Origin of the sequence: Sulfitobacter sp. UBA4523, from assembly GCF_002388305.1 — a bacterium.
Lineage (GTDB): Bacteria > Pseudomonadota > Alphaproteobacteria > Rhodobacterales > Rhodobacteraceae > Sulfitobacter > Sulfitobacter pontiacus.
The window spans coordinates 164,954-180,410 of the sequence record NZ_DGMH01000022.1; the positions used below are offsets into that span (position 1 = coordinate 164,954).

The window sequence follows — 15,457 nt, forward strand, 5'->3', positions numbered from 1 at the left end:
CCGCCGGAAAAACAGGATGGCGTGCCGGTGGACGAACTTTCGCTGATCGCCTTTCCCACCCGCGAGTTGTTCATGGAAAAGATCGAGGATTTCGATCTGATCATCTTTGACCGCTACAAACGCCGCGGCATCCTGCCGTCGCTATATCTTGAAAACGTCGCGAATTATGTGCGCGGCGGGGGTGCTGTGCTGGTCGCTGCCGGGGCGGATTTCGCGAGCGCCGACAGCATCTACCGCTCCCCCCTCGGAGAGGTCTTGCCCGCCACGCCGACCGCGCGGGTGATCGAACAGCCCTACCGCCCGCTGGTGTCCGAGCTGGGGCACCGCCATCCGGTGACCAGCGGCTTGCCCGAACAGGAAACATGGGGACGCTGGCTGCGGCAGATCGACGTGGCCGATCCCTTGGGCCATGTGGTGATGACCGGCGAAGATGACCGGCCGCTGCTGATCCTGAACCGTGTGGAAGAAGGGCGCGTTGCGCTCATGGCGTCAGATCATGCGTGGCTGTGGAACCGTGGCTATGAAGGTGGCGGCCCGCAGCTAGAGCTGTTGCGACGGCTGGCCCACTGGATGATGAAAGAACCCGAGCTTGAGGAAGAGGCCCTGACCGCCACAGCCGAAGGTCAGACCATGCGCATCACCCGTCGCACGCTGGGGGACGACACCCCCCCTGTCACCCTGACCAACCCCGATGGCAGCACGGCAGAGATCACGCTTTCGCCAGCCGCGCCGGGTGTGTTCGAAGGGGTTTACGAAGGCCCCGAGATTGGCCTTTACCGGCTGGAAAATGGCGACCAAAGCGCGGTGATCGGTTTGGGCCCCGCCGCCCCGCGGGAGTTTGTGGAAACGATTGCAAGCGACGAAACCCTCGCCCCCGTACTTGCGCCCCTGCGCGGTGGTGTCGCGCGGATCGAAGACGGCCTGCCTCGCATCCGCGACATACGTGTCGGGCGCCCTGCAGCCGGACGTGGATGGATCGGTCTGACCCCTCGCAACGCCTATGAAACACGTGACGTGCGACAGATGCCGATCCTGCCCGCGTGGCTCGTCCTGTTGCTGGGCAGCGCCCTGATCCTTGCAGCATGGCTGCGCGAAGGGCGGCGTTAACCTTAAAAACAACGCCACCGCCCGACAAATCACGCAACGCTTAAGCAGTTGTTCACCCCAAGCCCCCATGATCCCCCCGATAGGAGGGATTCGGAGCTTTGGATGAAACCAGCTGACCAGCTTGCCCATGAACAACGCCGCCGCGCAGAGGTGGAAGCGCTGCTTGAACAAACCCAGGCAGAGCTTTGTGCCGCTTATCGCAAGCTGGATGACCACGCGCAAAATGTCTCTGTCGAGATTTCTGAAACACGGGCGGAGGTTGAAAACATCCGCGGCGAAAACAAACGGGTGATGTCCGATCTTTGTGCCGCGCGCGAACAGATCGAACTGACCCAACGCCGGCTGTGGCATTCGGTCGAAACCATCCACGACGGCTTTGCCTTTTTCAACAAAGACAATGAAATGATCATGGCCAATCGGTCTTATCTGGCCGTGTTCGACGGTATTGATGCCATCCGCCCGGGTGTCAGCTATTCTACCATCCTGCGCGTGCTCACCGATGAAGGGATCGTAAACATCGGGCGCCGCACGCCAGAGGAATGGCGCGCCAAGATGCTTCTGCGATCGCAGCAAAAGGCTCCGGCACCCATCATCATAAAGCTCTGGAATGGCGCATATATCAAGATTGTCGATCAAAGGGGAAAAGGCGGTGATATCGTATCACTCGCTCGCGACATTACCGAAACCGTGGAATACCAACGCAAGCTCGTTGATGCCCGCGCCACGGCCGAGGCAGCCAACAGCGCGAAATCGCTTTTCCTTGCCAAGATGAGTCACGAAATCCGCACACCTATGAACGGGATCGTAGGCATGACGGAGGTGCTTGGCGATACCGCGCTGACCCAAGACCAACGCCTGTATGTTGACACCATAAAGACCTCTGGCGAAGCGTTGCTGGTCATCATCAACGACGTTCTGGATTTCTCGCGCATCGAGGCAAACCGACTGAGCATCCACCCCGCCCCCTTTGATCTGGAACGTGTCTTCCAAGAGGTATTGCTGCTTTTACAGCCCCTTGCGGTGCAAAAGGGGCTGGACCTCGCACTGGATTACGACCTCTTTCTGCCGCGCAAACTGGTCGGCGATGCAGGGCGCATCCGGCAAGTGCTTACCAATCTGGTGGGAAATGCTGTTAAGTTTACGCAAAACGGGCATATCCTGATCCGCGCCACGGGGCTACCTGATGCGGGCTCTGGCAACGTGCTGATCAAAATCTCTATCGAGGATACGGGCATTGGCATCCCGCCGGACATGATTGAACATATCATGGGGGAATTTACCCAAGCCAGCAGTGACCCCAGCCCCAATGCAGAGGGGACGGGACTGGGGCTCGCCATCTGCCAACGTCTGGTACAACTGATGGGGGGCGAGATTTGGGTCACGTCAGAGCACGGGGTTGGGTCGTGCTTCGGCTTCGAACTGCCCCTGAAGGCCCAAGAGGACAGTGCCGCGCCACCGCTTAAGCCCCCCCCCTTCCTGCGCCATGTCCTGATTGTCGAAAGGGAAACGATCTGCCGATCGATCTTGCAGCGCAATCTGGAACATATCGGTGTGCGCGTGACTTCCTGTGGCACCGGTGAAGCGGGGCTGGCCGCGCTGGACGGCAGTATTGATCTGCTGCTTGTAGACGACACGTTGCCCGATATGGACGGAATCGAATTTGCCCGCGCGGTGCGCGTCACCGCCACCGCGACCCAGGTAATCCTGTACAGTCAGACGCCCGACAAAATTCGCGATAGTATGGATGATACGAGCGTGCGCCGGATCATGAAGAACCCGATTAGTGTCACCGAGCTGCTGGCCGAGGTGTCAACGATGCAGCCGGTGCCTGTTGGTACCCGTCCGATGCGGGTCTTGGCGGCCGAGGACAATAAGACCAATCGTCTGGTGCTTCGAAAGATGCTGCAACGGCTGAACATCGACCTGCAACTTGCCACCAACGGGCAAGAGGCAGTTGCGCTGTTTGAAACCTTCCGGCCCGATCTGGTGTTCATGGACATCTCTATGCCCAAGATGAACGGCAAAGATGCCGCCGCCGCCATTCGTGCGCTGGAAGACGGGGCAAGCAGTTGCCCGATTGTCGCGCTGACAGCGCATGCCATTCAGGACGAAAAGGAAAGAATACTCGCCGCCGGGCTGGATCATTTCCTCACCAAACCCCTGCGCAAGGCGGAGCTTGTGGCGCTCCTTAACCGTTACTGCCCCAACGCGGCTTTCCCGCTGGAGGGTCAGCTGGTGGGATAGGGCCGCACAAATACGGGTTTTTCCGGCGTCGACAGCTCTTTCTGCCATGCGTACCCGCCGATATCGAAATCCTTGATCGCCTCGGCGTCGGTAAGGCGGTTCTGCACCACGAAACGCGCCATCGCGCCGCGGGCTTTCTTGGCGTAAAAGCTTACAATCTTGGGCCCTTTGCCGTCCGATTTATCTTCCATGAACTGTGGTGTTACAACCGTCGGCACCAACGCCTTAAGGTCGACAGCGCCGAAATATTCCTGACTGGCACAATTCACCAACGCCTTACTGTTGGTCTGTTCCGCCTGTTCGTTCAACGCTTCGGACAGACGCGCGCCCCAATAGTCGTACAGCGACTTGCCCCGCGGCGTTTTCAATCGGCTGCCCATCTCAAGCCGGTAGGCCTGAATGGCATCCAAGGGGCGCAGCACACCATAAAGCCCCGACAGAATGCGCAGGTGATCTTGGGCATAATCCAGTTCATCAGGGTCCAGGCTGGTCGCTTCCAGCCCCTGATAGGTGTCACCAGCAAAGGCAAAGGCAGCGGGGCGCACAACATCGGGGGACGGTTTTTCCTCGAACGCGGCGAAACGGTCGCGGTTCAGCTTGGCCAGTTTCTCGCTCAGGTGCATCAATGATTGCAAATCACCAACGCTCAGTTCGCGGGCCACCTTGACCAAGGCGACCGCATCTTCCTGCAGGTCGGGCGTCGTCATAGCGACGTCGCGCGGGGTCCAGTCCATTTTCTTGGCGGGAGAGATAACGGTCAGCATGGATTTTCCTTTTTTGGTCGCAGCAAGAGCTAGCCCGCTTGCTGCAAAACGTCCAGAAATGCGGGGCCAAACCTTTCGGTGCGTTTCTCGCCCAAAATGCGTTCGATGGCATCAAGGTTCGGCGCGTGCAGCTGCGCCACTTTTGCCAGCAGCGAGGTCGAGCAGCTCAACGGTTTTTCGCCGCCATCCGCCCCGCGAGACAAGGTGGTTTGCACTTCGCGCAATTGATCGAACACCGATCCTGCCGCGCGCCCCGCCAGCTTGCGCCGCGTCGGGTGCATCTCGGCGGCGGCCCCGTTGATCACCTCTAGAAACGCATCGCCAAAATTCTCGAGCTTTTTGGCCCCCACCCCGCCGATACGGGCCATGGCGTCCAGTGTATCCGGGCGTTTCTCGGCCATCTCGATCAGGGTGCGGTCGTTAAAAATGATATAGGCGGGCACTTTGGCAGCTTCTGCCAGCCCGCGGCGTTTCGCCTTGAGCGCAGAGAGCAGCGGCGCATCCTCGTCGCTGACCATCGCCTTGACCGCAGGACGGCGCTGCGATGCGGCGGCGCGGATACTGTCCCGGCGCAGAGAGATCGACGCCTCACCGCGCAGGATTGGCAATGCGGCATCGGTCATGCGCAGCGCACCGTGACGTGCGGCATCGGGGCGCACCAGATCGTGCCCCATCATTTGCCGGAACACCGCCTGCCATTCGCGTTTGTCATATTCCTTGCCCACGCCATAGGTCGGTAAATCGCTGTGCCCGCGTTCACGGATTTTATCGGTTTCATTGCCCAGCAGGATGTCGATCAGATGACCTGCGCCAAACCATTCCTCGGTGCGCAGCATTGCCGACAGCGCCTTGCGCACGGCGGTGGTCCCGTCAAACACATCGACAGGCGTATCACAAAGGTCGCAATTGCCACAGGTGACATCGGTTTCGTCAAAGTATTTCAACAGGTTCGCACGGCGACACGCCAATGCTTCGGCCAGCCCCAGCAGCGCGTTCAGTCGTGCATGATCAGCGGCGCGCCGTTCCGGCGGGGCGAGCCCTTCATCGATCTGGCTGCGGCGCAAACGGATATCATCGGGGCCAAACAACGTCAGCGTCTCGGCCGGCGCACCATCGCGACCCGCCCGCCCGATTTCCTGGTAGTAGGCTTCAATGGATTTGGGCAAATCGGCGTGGGCCACCCAGCGGATATCCGGCTTGTCGATGCCCATGCCAAAGGCCACTGTCGCCACCACAATCAGCCCGTCTTCCTGCTGGAAACGGCGTTCGGCGGTGCGGCGGTCGTCCGCCTCCATCCCGCCATGATAATGCAATGCCAGATGTCCGTCGTCGCGCAACGCTTTGGCCAGCCCTTCAGTCTTGGCCCGCGTACCACAATAGACGATGCCCGACTGCCCCCTACGCCCTGACGCAAAGTTCAGTATCTGCGCGCGCGGCCCGTTTTTGGCCGCAAAGGCCAGATGGATATTGGGCCGGTCGAACCCGCGCAGGAAGGCGCGCGGGGGGACACCGTCGAATAGTTTCTGAACGATCTCGGCTTGGGTTTCCGTGTCCGCCGTTGCGGTGAACGCGGCCAGCGGAACGTCAAGCGTGCGACGCAATTCGCCGATGCGCAGGTAATCGGGGCGGAAATCATGGCCCCACTGGCTGACGCAATGCGCCTCGTCCACGGCGATCAGCGATACGCCAACCCGTTTGAGCATGCCCGTAACCGACCCGGCAGCGAGCCGTTCGGGGGCCATGTAGAGCAGCTTGAGCGTCCCAGCCTCAAGCCCTTCCCACACGGCATCGGTTTCCTCGGGCGTATTGCCAGAGGTCAGCGCCCCCGCCCCGACGCCAAGCTCTTGCAGCGCGCGGACCTGATCGCGCATCAGAGCAATCAACGGCGATATCACCACCGTCACCCCGTCGCGCAAAAGTGCAGGCATTTGGAAACAAAGAGATTTACCACCACCCGTGGGCATGATGGCCAATGTGTTTTCGCCGGCGGTAACGGCCTCTACGATCTCTTGCTGGCCGGGGCGAAACCCGTCAAATCCAAAGACATCACGAAGTAGCGTGGCAGCGCCTGACATGAAAAACCCAACTGTATCTAACCTGCAGTTTGCAGAATCTCATAGTCGCGGGCGGGGAACAATCCCTGCCCGTGCGTCCGGCGGGGTCTTTGCCCCAGCAGCCGCCCGATCAGTAGAACAGCGCGGCGTTGTTGATCAGCAGGATACGCAGAACGGCAACGGCGATCAGAACGACCAGCGGTGCCAGATCAAGCCCGCCCATTTGCGGCAGAAAGCTGCGGACCCGCCCGTAAACAGGCTCCAACAAGCGATTCAGCCCATCCCAAACTTGCGCCACCAAAGGTTGACGAAGATTTAAAACCTGAAAATTAATCAGCCAGCTCATGATGACATGCGCGATGATGATGAACCAAACGATGTTCAGCAGAAGCATCAGGATCTGAAACAGGGATGTCATAAGGGGGCCTTTCGTTGCACAGCGCGAAAGTAGGTGCGCTGGCATCAAAGAACAAGAGCGGCAGCGCCTTGGCACCGCCGCTCTTGGTAAAATCGCATCACATCACGCTTGCATCGCGTTGATGACGACAGAAAAATCCAGACTATCGACCTGAAGCATGGACCAATCGGCGAAATGCCGGGTCTCGATCGGCTTTTCATCGAGGATTTTGAAGCCGCTGTGACGACTGTCTTTCTGGATGTTTTCGATCAACTGGCGGATGGCGGCTTCTTCGCCCTCAAGCACCTGACAAAAGTTGCGCCCGTTGTAGGCCAAGGCGCCAGTGACGCCGTGTTTTTCATTCTCGCGCACAGCGACGGTAAATATGTCGGCAACATCCGCCTTAGAGACCGAAGGAACTGCGGTGCTGAAGTACAAAAGCCGGATCATCGACATACGGAGCCTCGTAAAATTATCCAAAACATTCTTAACGTTGGCGCCCTGTGTAGGCAAAAAGGATTTGAAAAGCGACCCTTTTGAGATGTCTTATGACATACTGATGGGCAGTTCACGCTAGCGTTGCGCCCAACACCGCTCTTGCGCCGCGTAGGGCTGCTGCACTACCGTCCGTCAAAACAGGAGAAAGCAGTCATGGCAGCCACGTCAGCGCGCAAGAAAATCTGGGGCTGGTACTTCTTTGACTGGGCCAGCCAACCCTATAACACGCTTCTTCTGACGTTTATTTTCGGCCCCTATTTCGCGCAAACTGCAACGGCAAATCTGGTGGATAGCGGCATGGCGCTGGATGCCGCCAAGGCGCAGGCACAGGCCTATTGGGGCTACGGGCTGACGGTTGCGGGGATCATGATAGCGATACTGGCCCCGACCCTTGGGGCGGTGGCTGATTCATCGGGCAAGCGGATGCCGTGGATCTGGCTGTTTTCGGGGCTTTATGTGGTGGGATCAGCCGCGCTGTGGTGGACCGCGCCGCAAGATTTCTCGGTCCTGTGGGCGCTCTTCTTCTTTGGCATTGGCCTGATCGGGATGGAATTCGCGACAATTTTCACCAACTCCTATCTGCCAGAGCTGCATCCCGACCCGGGAGAGCGCGGGCGGCTGTCGGGGTCAGGCTGGGCATTTGGCTATGTCGGCGGTGTTGTGGCGCTGATCGTGATGATCGCGCTGTTTCAGGCGGGCAGCAATGGGCGCACAATGGCGGGGCTGAGCCCGCTCTTCGGGCTGGACCCCGTGACCAAAGCCGATACGCGCATCGTCGGGCCGCTGACCGCAATCTGGTACGCGATCTTTATGATCCCCTTCTTTCTGTATGTGCGCGATACGCCGGTGACCGGCGCGGCGCGATACCACGTGGGGCAAGGGCTTTCTGATCTGTGGGTTACGCTGAAGAACCTACCGCGTCACCCGTCGCTGCTGGCCTATTTGGGGTCATCCATGTTTTACCGCGATGCGCTTAACGGAATGTACACATTCGGCGGGATATACGCGCTTGGCGTATTGAACTGGAGCATTATTGATATCGGCGTCTTCGGGATACTTGCCGCGATTTCAGGCGCGGTGTTCTGCTGGGTGGGCGGGCGTGTGGATCGTGCGATTGGGCCGATGCCTGTGATCGTAACATGCTGTCTGATCCTGATTGCAACGGCCGTGCTGATCATCTCGCTGACGCCCAACTCGATTATGGGCATCACGCTGGCCGAAGGTTCCTCCGCGCCCGACATCGCCTTTTACATCGCCGGTGCGTTGATCGGTGCGGCGGGCGGGGCGCTGCAGGCATCGTCGCGCAATATGCTGACCCGTCAGGGCAACCCCGACCGCATGACAGAGGCGTTTGGCCTTTACGCGCTGTCGGGCAAAGCGACCTCGTTTCTAGCCCCTGCCCTGATCGCCATCGCAAGCGACGTATCCGGCAGCCAACGGATCGGGATCGCCCCTGTCGTAGGGCTGTTCATCATCGGCCTGGTTCTGTTAGTCTGGGTGAAACCGAACGGAGATTTCGCGAAATGATCCTGACACGAATCCTCACATGTACCGCGCTGGCCCTCACGCTCGCGGCCTGCGGCGGGTCACCGTCCAAGCCGAATGCGGAAGCGTCCAAAATCCTGCCGACCATCGGGTCGTCGGGGGGCGCGCGAAGCAACATTCAGGCCAAGAAGCTTTTTGGCGCGAAAGCCGACGGGTCACGGCAGTCTTCCGCCGCTTACGGCAGCTATTCAAAGGGCTGCGTCGCGGGGGCACAACAACTGGCGGAAACGGGGCCGACCTGGCAAGCGATGCGCCTGTCGCGCAACCGCAACTGGGGCCACCCGGAGATGATCGATTACATTAAAACGCTCAGCGCGAAGGCCGCGCAGCAACCCGGTTGGGAAGGGCTGTATGTCGGCGATATCAGCCAGCCCCGTGGTGGCCCGATGCTGACAGGACACGCCAGCCACCAGATGGGTCTGGACGCCGATTTCTGGATGCTTCCGCCCAAGTCGCTGTCGCTCAGCCGGGCAGAGCGTGAAAGTATCTCCTCTATATCCATGCGTCGGGCCAGCGGTGCCTATGTGAACAGCAGCTGGACCCCGCAGCACCATCAGGTGCTCAAGGCCGCGGCATCTGACCCCCGCGTGGCGCGCATCTTTGTTTTCCCCGGGGCCAAGGTGCAGATGTGTGCCGATGAAAAGGGCGACCGCAGCTGGCTGCGCAAAATCCGCCCTTGGTACGGGCACCACTATCATTTCCACGTCCGGCTGAGCTGCCCCAAAGGGGCGACCGGCTGCGTCAACCAGGATCCGCCCCCTGCGGGCGACGGCTGCGCCGATGCGCGTCAGTGGCAGGCGAATATCCTGAACCCGCCCCCCCCAAACCCCAATGCGCCCAAGCGCAAGCCAAAGCGCGAACTGCTGCTTGCTGACCTGCCAGCGCAATGCCAATCCGTGCTGGATTCGAACTAAGTTTGCTACAGATCCTTTTTGCCCTCGGCTTTGCCTCCGCTGCTTTTGCGGCGGGTGCAAATGGCCCTATTGCGCAGCATCAGCAGTTGACGTGGGAGCATAACGCGCCCTGGTTCGGTGGCCTGTCCGGTGTCGAGATGCGCGCGGATGGCAAACAGCTTACCGCGATCAGTGACCGCGGGCGGATCATCGTGGCCGACCTGTCGCGCGACGCGCTTGGCACGCTGACGGGGATGGAGATCATCCATTCCGTCGCGCTGCGCGATAAGAACGGCGCGGTGATGGACAAACCCGAGGCCGACGCCGAAGGTCTGGCGATTGCGCCGGATGGCAGCATCTTTATCAGCTACGAAGGCGATCATCGCATCGCGCGTACCAACCTTGCCGACGGCACCCCGTTGCAGTTCATCGCCCCGCCCGAGGGCGCAGTGCTGCGCGACAACGCCGGGTTTGAAGCTTTGGCCGTTGATGCAACAGGCGCGCTTTATGCCTTGCCCGAGGATAACCGTGGCGATCAGATCCCGCTGTACAAATACCAAGACGGCACGTGGCGCATCGCGGCCTACCTCGAAAATGACAGCCCCTTTGTCCCCGTGGGTGCGGATTTCGACGACGAAGGGCGGTTGTATCTGCTCGAGCGTACGGTCACCCCGCTGGGGTTTCGCACGCGCCTGCGGCGGATCGAACTCTTTGGGGATCAGGCAAGCGCGGTGACGCTGCTGCAAACCCTGCCCGCGCGATACGACAACCTAGAAGCGCTGACCGTTTGGCGCGACGCCATCGGGCGCACGCGGGTGATGATGATATCAGACGATAATTTCCTCTCCGTGCAGGAAACCCAGGTGATCGAGCTGACGATAACGCAATAGCTTGCGCGGGTGCCCCGCCTTCCCTACAACGCATGACGTCTGCGATCCCCGCAGGCCAAGTCGCCGCACCCTTGCAAAAAACGGTTTCAAATATGACACGCACCTACCTTCCCGGCATTCTTGCCATGGCCGCCATCGTTGTGGCCTCCAACATTCTTGTTCAGTTCCTCTTTGGCCAATGGCTGACCTGGGGCGCGTTCACCTATCCGCTGGCGTTTCTGGTCACCGACGTGATGAACCGCGTCTACGGCAAGGATGCCGCGCGCCGTGTCGTGCTGGTAGGCTTTGTCGTCGGGCTGGTCTGTTCGCTGATCGGGACACAGATCATGGGCGAATTCGGGCCGCTGGTGACCCTGCGCATCGCGATCGGGTCCGGTGTGGCATTCCTCGTGGCGCAATTGGTCGATGTCGCGATCTTCTCTGCGCTGCGCGATGGCACGTGGTGGCGTGCGCCTTTGGCCAGCACGCTGGTCAGCAGCACGCTTGATACGCTGCTGTTTTTCTCGATCTCATTTTCCGGTGCCCTGTCGTTCCTGCATCCTGCAACCGATGTGTCCTGGGCGGCCGAAATGTTGCCATTGCTCGGCAGCGGCCCGCTCGCGCCGCTTTGGGTATCGCTGGCTGTTGCAGACTGGTCTGTGAAACTCGGGATTGCGCTGATTGCCCTGATCCCCTTCCGCATCATCACTGCACAACTTTTGACCCGCAGTTGATAGGCACCCTTTTGTGAACCGTGACGGGTGCAGAAAACGTTTTGCGTTTTCAGATTACTGTGCCAGTCTTCAGGTGAGTTCAACAGATGTAAAGGAGGTGATCCAGTGTCAAGAACGGTATTGGAGCGAGGTGTCGGAACAGCTTGGGAGGTATCCCGTTAGGGCAGCCCCTGACGGTTGAAACAACCCGGGTGGATCGCCGATCTAACCGATCCCACCTCCTTAAACCATTCGATTGGGCCGCTCCGCACCGGGGCGGCCCTTTTCGTATCTGGGCCTTCCCCTTTCCCTTGGGTCTGCGCGATGCGATAGTCGCCATGAAGGAGAGTTTGATGCTGCGGATCACGGACGAGATTGCCATCCAGGACTGGGAGCTGACGGAGAGCTTCATGCGTGCCTCCGGGCCCGGCGGTCAGAATGTGAACAAGGTCTCGAGCGCCGTGGAACTGCGGTTCGAGGCCGCGACCTCCCCTTCTATTCCGACGCCGGTTAAAAACCGTCTGCGCAGACTGGCGGGCCGTCGTTGGACGACCGAGGGCGCTTTGGTGCTGCAATGTGACGAAACCCGAAGTCAGGTCCGCAACCGCGAAATTATCCGCGAGCGCCTGAAGGAACTGATCACCGCCGCGTTGAAGCCGCCCAAAAAGCGTATCCCGACACGCCCCACGCTCGGTTCGAAGAAACGTCGGCTGAAGGCGAAAAAGACGCGGGGCGAGGTGAAGGCGCTGCGCGGGCGGGTTGATCCGCCGGAATAGCCTGCCGCGGGGCCTGCCCTGCGCCCCCGTTCCATCACTTCTACAGCAGCACCCCTATCTCGCCGTTTTTTGCCGGTATGCGCCCCCTATCGGCAAATCGCCGCCAGAGCGCCGAATCCGCGCCGGAACGGATCGCCGCGGCCCGGTGTTCCCCTCGCAGACATACAAGCGATGTCTGGTAGTAAATCTAAGGAGAACTCAGATGAAACTTACGACCACAACACTGATCGCGACCCTGATGGCCACCGGCGTTTCCACCGCAGCGATGGCGCAAACCTCTGTTGATGGTGCCGTCGGCGGCGCAGCAGACGTAGGATCGGGCATCAGCGCTGACGTTGGCGCATCCGGTTCACTATCCACCGATTCCACACTGAAACAAGCCAAGGGTGCCGTGACCGACACCGGCGACACCGCGCAGGAAAACTATGGTCAATTGATCCAGGAACTGCGCGCCGGTGCCGAAACCGACACGCAGACCCAAGCAGAAATTGATGCGTTCGATGCCGACGCCAAGCTGGACGTCGTAACCGTGTCGGAGCTGAAGGCCTCCAAACAGGGGACCACAACCGCGCTGGACGACGCGCTGGACGCACAGGCCGAGGCCGTTGACGACATGCGCGCCTCTGTTGACGCCAATGCTGACCTGAGCGCAGAGCTGGAAGCCGAAGGCTTCACCTCGGAAGAGGTCGTGGCCGTGCGCGGTAACGGTATGGGCGGTCTGACCCTGATCGTCGACGACCGCGGCTAAGCGATTTGCAGTTATGCCCCGCACCCCACGCAGGCGGCATAAAGCAGAGGGGCCGGTGGGAAACCACTGGCCCCTTTTGCCGTCGGATCAGACGATAACTTTCTGAGCCGCCTGATCGCCGACGCCAAAGACACGTTTGTAACGATCAATCTCTGACTGCGGGCCCATTGCTTTGTTAGGGTTATCCGACAGCTTCACCGTCGGGCTGCCGTTCGCCTTTACCGCTTTGCACACCAACGAAAACGGGGCGAGCGCGTCGTCAGGCACCAGCCCGCGGAAATCGTTTGTCAGCAAGGTGCCCCAGCCAAAGGAGGCTTTGACCTTGCCGGCGAACTGTTGATGCAGTTCCTTGATCTTGGCGACATCCAGACCGTCGCTGAAAATAACCCGCTTTTCACTGGGGTCTTCACCGCGGGACTTCCACCAATCGATCGCGGTCTGTGCCGCCACCGCCGGATCACCACTGTCGACGCGGATGCCGGTCCAGCCCGCCAGCCAGTCGGGCGCGTTATCCAGAAAGCCTTTTGTGCCGTAAGTATCAGGCAGAATGATACGCAGGTTGCCTTCGTGTTCATCGTGCCAGTCTTGCAGAACGTCATAGGGCGCTTGCGCAAGTGCGGCGTCGTCCTTGGCCAATGCGGCATAGACCATCGGCAGTTCATGCGCGTTGGTGCCAATCGCCTCGACCTCTCGGCTCATGGCGATTTTGCAGTTTGACGTACCGGTAAAGGCGTCGCCCAAGCCTTCCTGCATGGCCTGCACGCACCAATCCTGCCACAGGAACGAATGGCGGCGACGGGTGCCGAAATCGGCGATGGACAGATCGGGAATTTCCCGCAGGGCTTCGATCTTTTCCCAGACACGGGTCATACCGCGCGCATAGAGCACCTGCAGTTCGAACCGGCCCATACGGTCCAGCACGGCGCGGCTGCGCAGCTCCATCAAGACGGCGAGGGCGGGGATCTCCCACAGCATCACCTCGGGCCACGACCCTTCGAATGTCAGCTCGTATTGGTCACCCTTCCGCTCTAGATGATAGGGCGGCAGGCGCAGGCCCTCGAACCATTCCATGAAGTCGGGGCGGAACATCTGGCGCTTGCCGTAAAAAGTATTCCCACGCAGCCAGGTGCTTTCCCCACGGCTGAGTGACAGCGACCGGATGTGATCGAGCTGTTCGCGCAGCTCGCCTTCGTCAATGAGATCGGCCAGCGGGATATGCTTGGAACGGTTGATCAGGCTGAATGTGACCTGTGTTTCCGGCTTGTTGCGAAAAACCGATTGGCACATCAACAGCTTATAGAAATCCGTATCAATCAGGGACCGCACGATAGGGTCGATCTTCCACTTGTGGTTCCAGACGCGGCTTGCAATGTCGACCATGTTCAAAGCTCCCTTAGGCGGTGTGTTTGTGGCCCATCCATCTTGTACGGGCAAGGGAATTGCCGCTGACACAGTGCAAAACCTGTGGTAGTCCACCGACTTAACCCCCTAAGGAGCGCTGCTAGATGCTGGAATGGCCCAATCTCTTGCGAGAGTTGATTACCTTGTTTGTCGTGATCGACCCTATTGGCAGCCTTCCCGTCTTTCTTTTCGCGACAGCCAACGTCCCGCAACACCTGCACAAGAGCTTTGCGCTGCGGGCCGTACTGGTGGCCGGTCTGGTCTTGCTCGGGTTCCTCGTGGGCGGGCAATATCTGCTTGAGAACCTTGGGCTGCGGCTGGGGTCGTTTCAGGTCGCGGGCGGGATTATCCTGTTCCTCTTCGCGCTCAGCATGATTTTCGGCGATCCTAAACCGACACAGGAAATCGAGGCGGCAGAGCGGGATCATCTCGCCGGTGCGGTCTTTCCGCTCGCCATGCCGTCTATCGCCTCTCCGGGGGCGATGCTGGCGATTGTGATCCTGACGGACAACCACACCAACCAGATATCAGACCAGCTGGTCACGGCGGGCCTGCTGGTTGTCGTGCTGCTGTTCACGCTTGTGCTTTTGTTGCTCGCAGGGCGGATCGGTCACCTGATGGGGACCACGGGCGCCAGCGTGATCAGCCGCGTCATGGGGATCATTCTGGCGACCGTCGCGGTGGATGCCACGCTTGGCGGGCTGGATGCGCTGGATATCCTCAACATCGCCCCCGTCGAAGACGCCCCGCTTAGCGCAGAGTAACCCCCGCCGTCGTCATCGCCTCGCGCGCGGCAGAAAGCGACCCGTCCAAATCGATCGCACGACACAGGTCCAAACGGACCTCGACATCAAAGCCCAGCTTCGCCGCGTCCACGGCGGAAAAGTTAACGCAGAAATCAAGCGCCAGACCAACCATCGTCAGCTTGGTTATGCCGCGTGTCCGCAAATACCCTTCAAGCCCGGTAGGTGTCTTCTGGTCATTTTCGAAGAACGCAGAATAGCTGTCTATGGCGGGGTTGTACCCTTTGCGAATGATCATGTCGGCACGGGTTTGATCCAGCCGCGGGTGGAACGCGGCCCCGTTGCTGCCTTGGACACAATGATCCGGCCACAGCACCTGCGCGCCATAGGGCATCTGCGTCACCTCGAACGGCGCCTTATCCGCATGGGACGACGCAAAGGAGGAATGGCCCGCCGGATGCCAGTCCTGCGTTAGAACCACCGCATCCGCCTGCCCCATCAGCGCGTTGATCCCGTCGACGATGGCGTCGCCGTCTGTCACCGCAAGGGCTCCGCCGGGGCAGAAATCATTTTGCACATCAATCACGATCAGGGCGTGGGTCATATCGGGTTCCTCATGGGCCAGCTTGTGCCAAGGGACATAGCACGGCGGGTGCGGCACGGCACCCCCTTGCCTGAACCGCCGCATGGGCGTATCTCAGCGCG

General features: G+C 60.1%; 14 protein-coding genes and 1 pseudogene. 9 read left to right on the forward strand and 6 right to left on the reverse strand.

Annotated elements, in window-relative coordinates:
* Together B3849_RS05545 and B3849_RS05550 are read left to right on the forward strand one after the other, a co-directional pair.
* Window positions 1-1,107 (forward strand): annotated as a pseudogene (locus B3849_RS05545) (hypothetical protein); the annotation flags it as partial.
* Window positions 1,108-1,209: 102 nt separating this feature from the next.
* A complete protein-coding gene (locus B3849_RS05550; RefSeq protein WP_286779899.1) occupies window positions 1,210-3,351 on the forward strand; it encodes a response regulator in 2,142 nt (713 codons plus the stop codon).
* On the opposite strand, the gene yaaA is transcribed toward B3849_RS05550, so the two are convergent.
* The 4 genes from yaaA to B3849_RS05570 form a co-directional block, all read right to left on the reverse strand.
* Window positions 3,336-4,115, reverse strand: a complete 780-nt coding sequence (gene yaaA, locus B3849_RS05555; RefSeq protein WP_278424961.1) for a peroxide stress protein YaaA — start codon at window positions 4,113-4,115, stop codon at window positions 3,336-3,338. The two genes, B3849_RS05550 and yaaA, sit on opposite strands and share 16 nt — an antisense overlap.
* Before the next feature lie 29 nt (window positions 4,116-4,144).
* On the reverse strand, window positions 4,145-6,190 hold the full coding sequence (gene recQ, locus B3849_RS05560) for a DNA helicase RecQ (RefSeq protein ID WP_132997580.1): 2,046 nt from the start codon (window positions 6,188-6,190) through the stop codon (window positions 4,145-4,147).
* Between the two features lie 109 nt (window positions 6,191-6,299).
* On the reverse strand, window positions 6,300-6,587 hold the full coding sequence (locus B3849_RS05565; RefSeq protein ID WP_005850500.1) for a YggT family protein: 288 nt from the start codon (window positions 6,585-6,587) through the stop codon (window positions 6,300-6,302).
* 102 nt (window positions 6,588-6,689) lie between these two features.
* Entirely contained in the window at window positions 6,690-7,016 is a 327-nt protein-coding gene (locus tag B3849_RS05570; protein ID WP_235183734.1) for a BLUF domain-containing protein, read from the reverse strand.
* Between the two features lie 201 nt (window positions 7,017-7,217).
* Between B3849_RS05570 and B3849_RS05575 the strand changes: the two genes are divergently transcribed.
* The 6 genes from B3849_RS05575 to B3849_RS05600 all read left to right on the forward strand — a co-directional run bounded on the left by B3849_RS05575 (window position 7,218) and on the right by B3849_RS05600 (window position 12,608).
* On the forward strand, window positions 7,218-8,591 hold the full coding sequence (locus tag B3849_RS05575; protein ID WP_278424962.1) for an MFS transporter: 1,374 nt from the start codon (window positions 7,218-7,220) through the stop codon (window positions 8,589-8,591).
* The gene (gene mepA / locus B3849_RS05580) at window positions 8,588-9,523 is read left to right on the forward strand and encodes a penicillin-insensitive murein endopeptidase (RefSeq protein WP_005850503.1); all 936 of its coding nucleotides are present in this window, start codon (window positions 8,588-8,590) and stop codon (window positions 9,521-9,523) included. Before B3849_RS05575 ends, mepA begins: the two co-directional genes overlap by 4 nt.
* Window positions 9,524-9,525: 2 nt before the next feature.
* On the forward strand, window positions 9,526-10,392 hold the full coding sequence (locus tag B3849_RS05585) for an esterase-like activity of phytase family protein (RefSeq protein WP_286779900.1): 867 nt from the start codon (window positions 9,526-9,528) through the stop codon (window positions 10,390-10,392).
* Window positions 10,393-10,484: 92 nt separating this feature from the next.
* Window positions 10,485-11,105: a queuosine precursor transporter gene (locus tag B3849_RS05590; protein ID WP_037954002.1), complete on the forward strand. Its 621-nt coding sequence runs from the start codon at window positions 10,485-10,487 to the stop codon at window positions 11,103-11,105.
* 332 nt (window positions 11,106-11,437) lie between these two features.
* Window positions 11,438-11,860 (forward strand): alternative ribosome rescue aminoacyl-tRNA hydrolase ArfB, encoded by a 423-nt coding sequence (gene arfB, locus B3849_RS05595; protein ID WP_005850506.1) that lies wholly within the window; start codon window positions 11,438-11,440, stop codon window positions 11,858-11,860.
* Between the two features lie 202 nt (window positions 11,861-12,062).
* Entirely contained in the window at window positions 12,063-12,608 is a 546-nt protein-coding gene (locus B3849_RS05600) for a hypothetical protein (protein ID WP_037942593.1), read from the forward strand.
* A gap of 87 nt (window positions 12,609-12,695) precedes the next feature.
* Here the strand turns inward: B3849_RS05600 and pncB are convergent, their stop codons facing one another.
* Window positions 12,696-13,988, reverse strand: a complete 1,293-nt coding sequence (pncB, locus tag B3849_RS05605) for a nicotinate phosphoribosyltransferase (RefSeq protein ID WP_009825586.1) — start codon at window positions 13,986-13,988, stop codon at window positions 12,696-12,698.
* Between the two features lie 125 nt (window positions 13,989-14,113).
* Between pncB and B3849_RS05610 the strand changes: the two genes are divergently transcribed.
* Complete coding sequence (locus B3849_RS05610) at window positions 14,114-14,773, forward strand: MarC family protein (protein WP_005850509.1); 660 nt, start codon at window positions 14,114-14,116, stop codon at window positions 14,771-14,773.
* Here the strand turns inward: B3849_RS05610 and pncA are convergent.
* Window positions 14,760-15,356, reverse strand: coding sequence for a bifunctional nicotinamidase/pyrazinamidase (gene pncA, locus B3849_RS05615; RefSeq protein WP_278375018.1), 597 nt, complete (start codon window positions 15,354-15,356; stop codon window positions 14,760-14,762). The genes B3849_RS05610 and pncA overlap by 14 nt on opposite strands.
* Window positions 15,357-15,457: the final 101 nt, after the last annotated feature.

Coding starts and splice junctions, on each gene's coding strand:
- B3849_RS05550 (WP_286779899.1), top strand. CDS start 1,210: ATGAAACCAGCTGACCAGCTTGCCCATGAACAACGCCGCCGCGCAGAG.
- yaaA (WP_278424961.1), bottom strand. CDS start 4,115: ATGCTGACCGTTATCTCTCCCGCCAAGAAAATGGACTGGACCCCGCGC.
- recQ (WP_132997580.1), bottom strand. CDS start 6,190: ATGTCAGGCGCTGCCACGCTACTTCGTGATGTCTTTGGATTTGACGGG.
- B3849_RS05565 (WP_005850500.1), bottom strand. CDS start 6,587: ATGACATCCCTGTTTCAGATCCTGATGCTTCTGCTGAACATCGTTTGG.
- B3849_RS05570 (WP_235183734.1), bottom strand. CDS start 7,016: ATGATCCGGCTTTTGTACTTCAGCACCGCAGTTCCTTCGGTCTCTAAG.
- B3849_RS05575 (WP_278424962.1), top strand. CDS start 7,218: ATGGCAGCCACGTCAGCGCGCAAGAAAATCTGGGGCTGGTACTTCTTT.
- mepA (WP_005850503.1), top strand. CDS start 8,588: ATGATCCTGACACGAATCCTCACATGTACCGCGCTGGCCCTCACGCTC.
- B3849_RS05590 (WP_037954002.1), top strand. CDS start 10,485: ATGACACGCACCTACCTTCCCGGCATTCTTGCCATGGCCGCCATCGTT.
- arfB (WP_005850506.1), top strand. CDS start 11,438: ATGCTGCGGATCACGGACGAGATTGCCATCCAGGACTGGGAGCTGACG.
- B3849_RS05600 (WP_037942593.1), top strand. CDS start 12,063: ATGAAACTTACGACCACAACACTGATCGCGACCCTGATGGCCACCGGC.
- pncB (WP_009825586.1), bottom strand. CDS start 13,988: ATGGTCGACATTGCAAGCCGCGTCTGGAACCACAAGTGGAAGATCGAC.
- B3849_RS05610 (WP_005850509.1), top strand. CDS start 14,114: ATGCTGGAATGGCCCAATCTCTTGCGAGAGTTGATTACCTTGTTTGTC.
- pncA (WP_278375018.1), bottom strand. CDS start 15,356: ATGACCCACGCCCTGATCGTGATTGATGTGCAAAATGATTTCTGCCCC.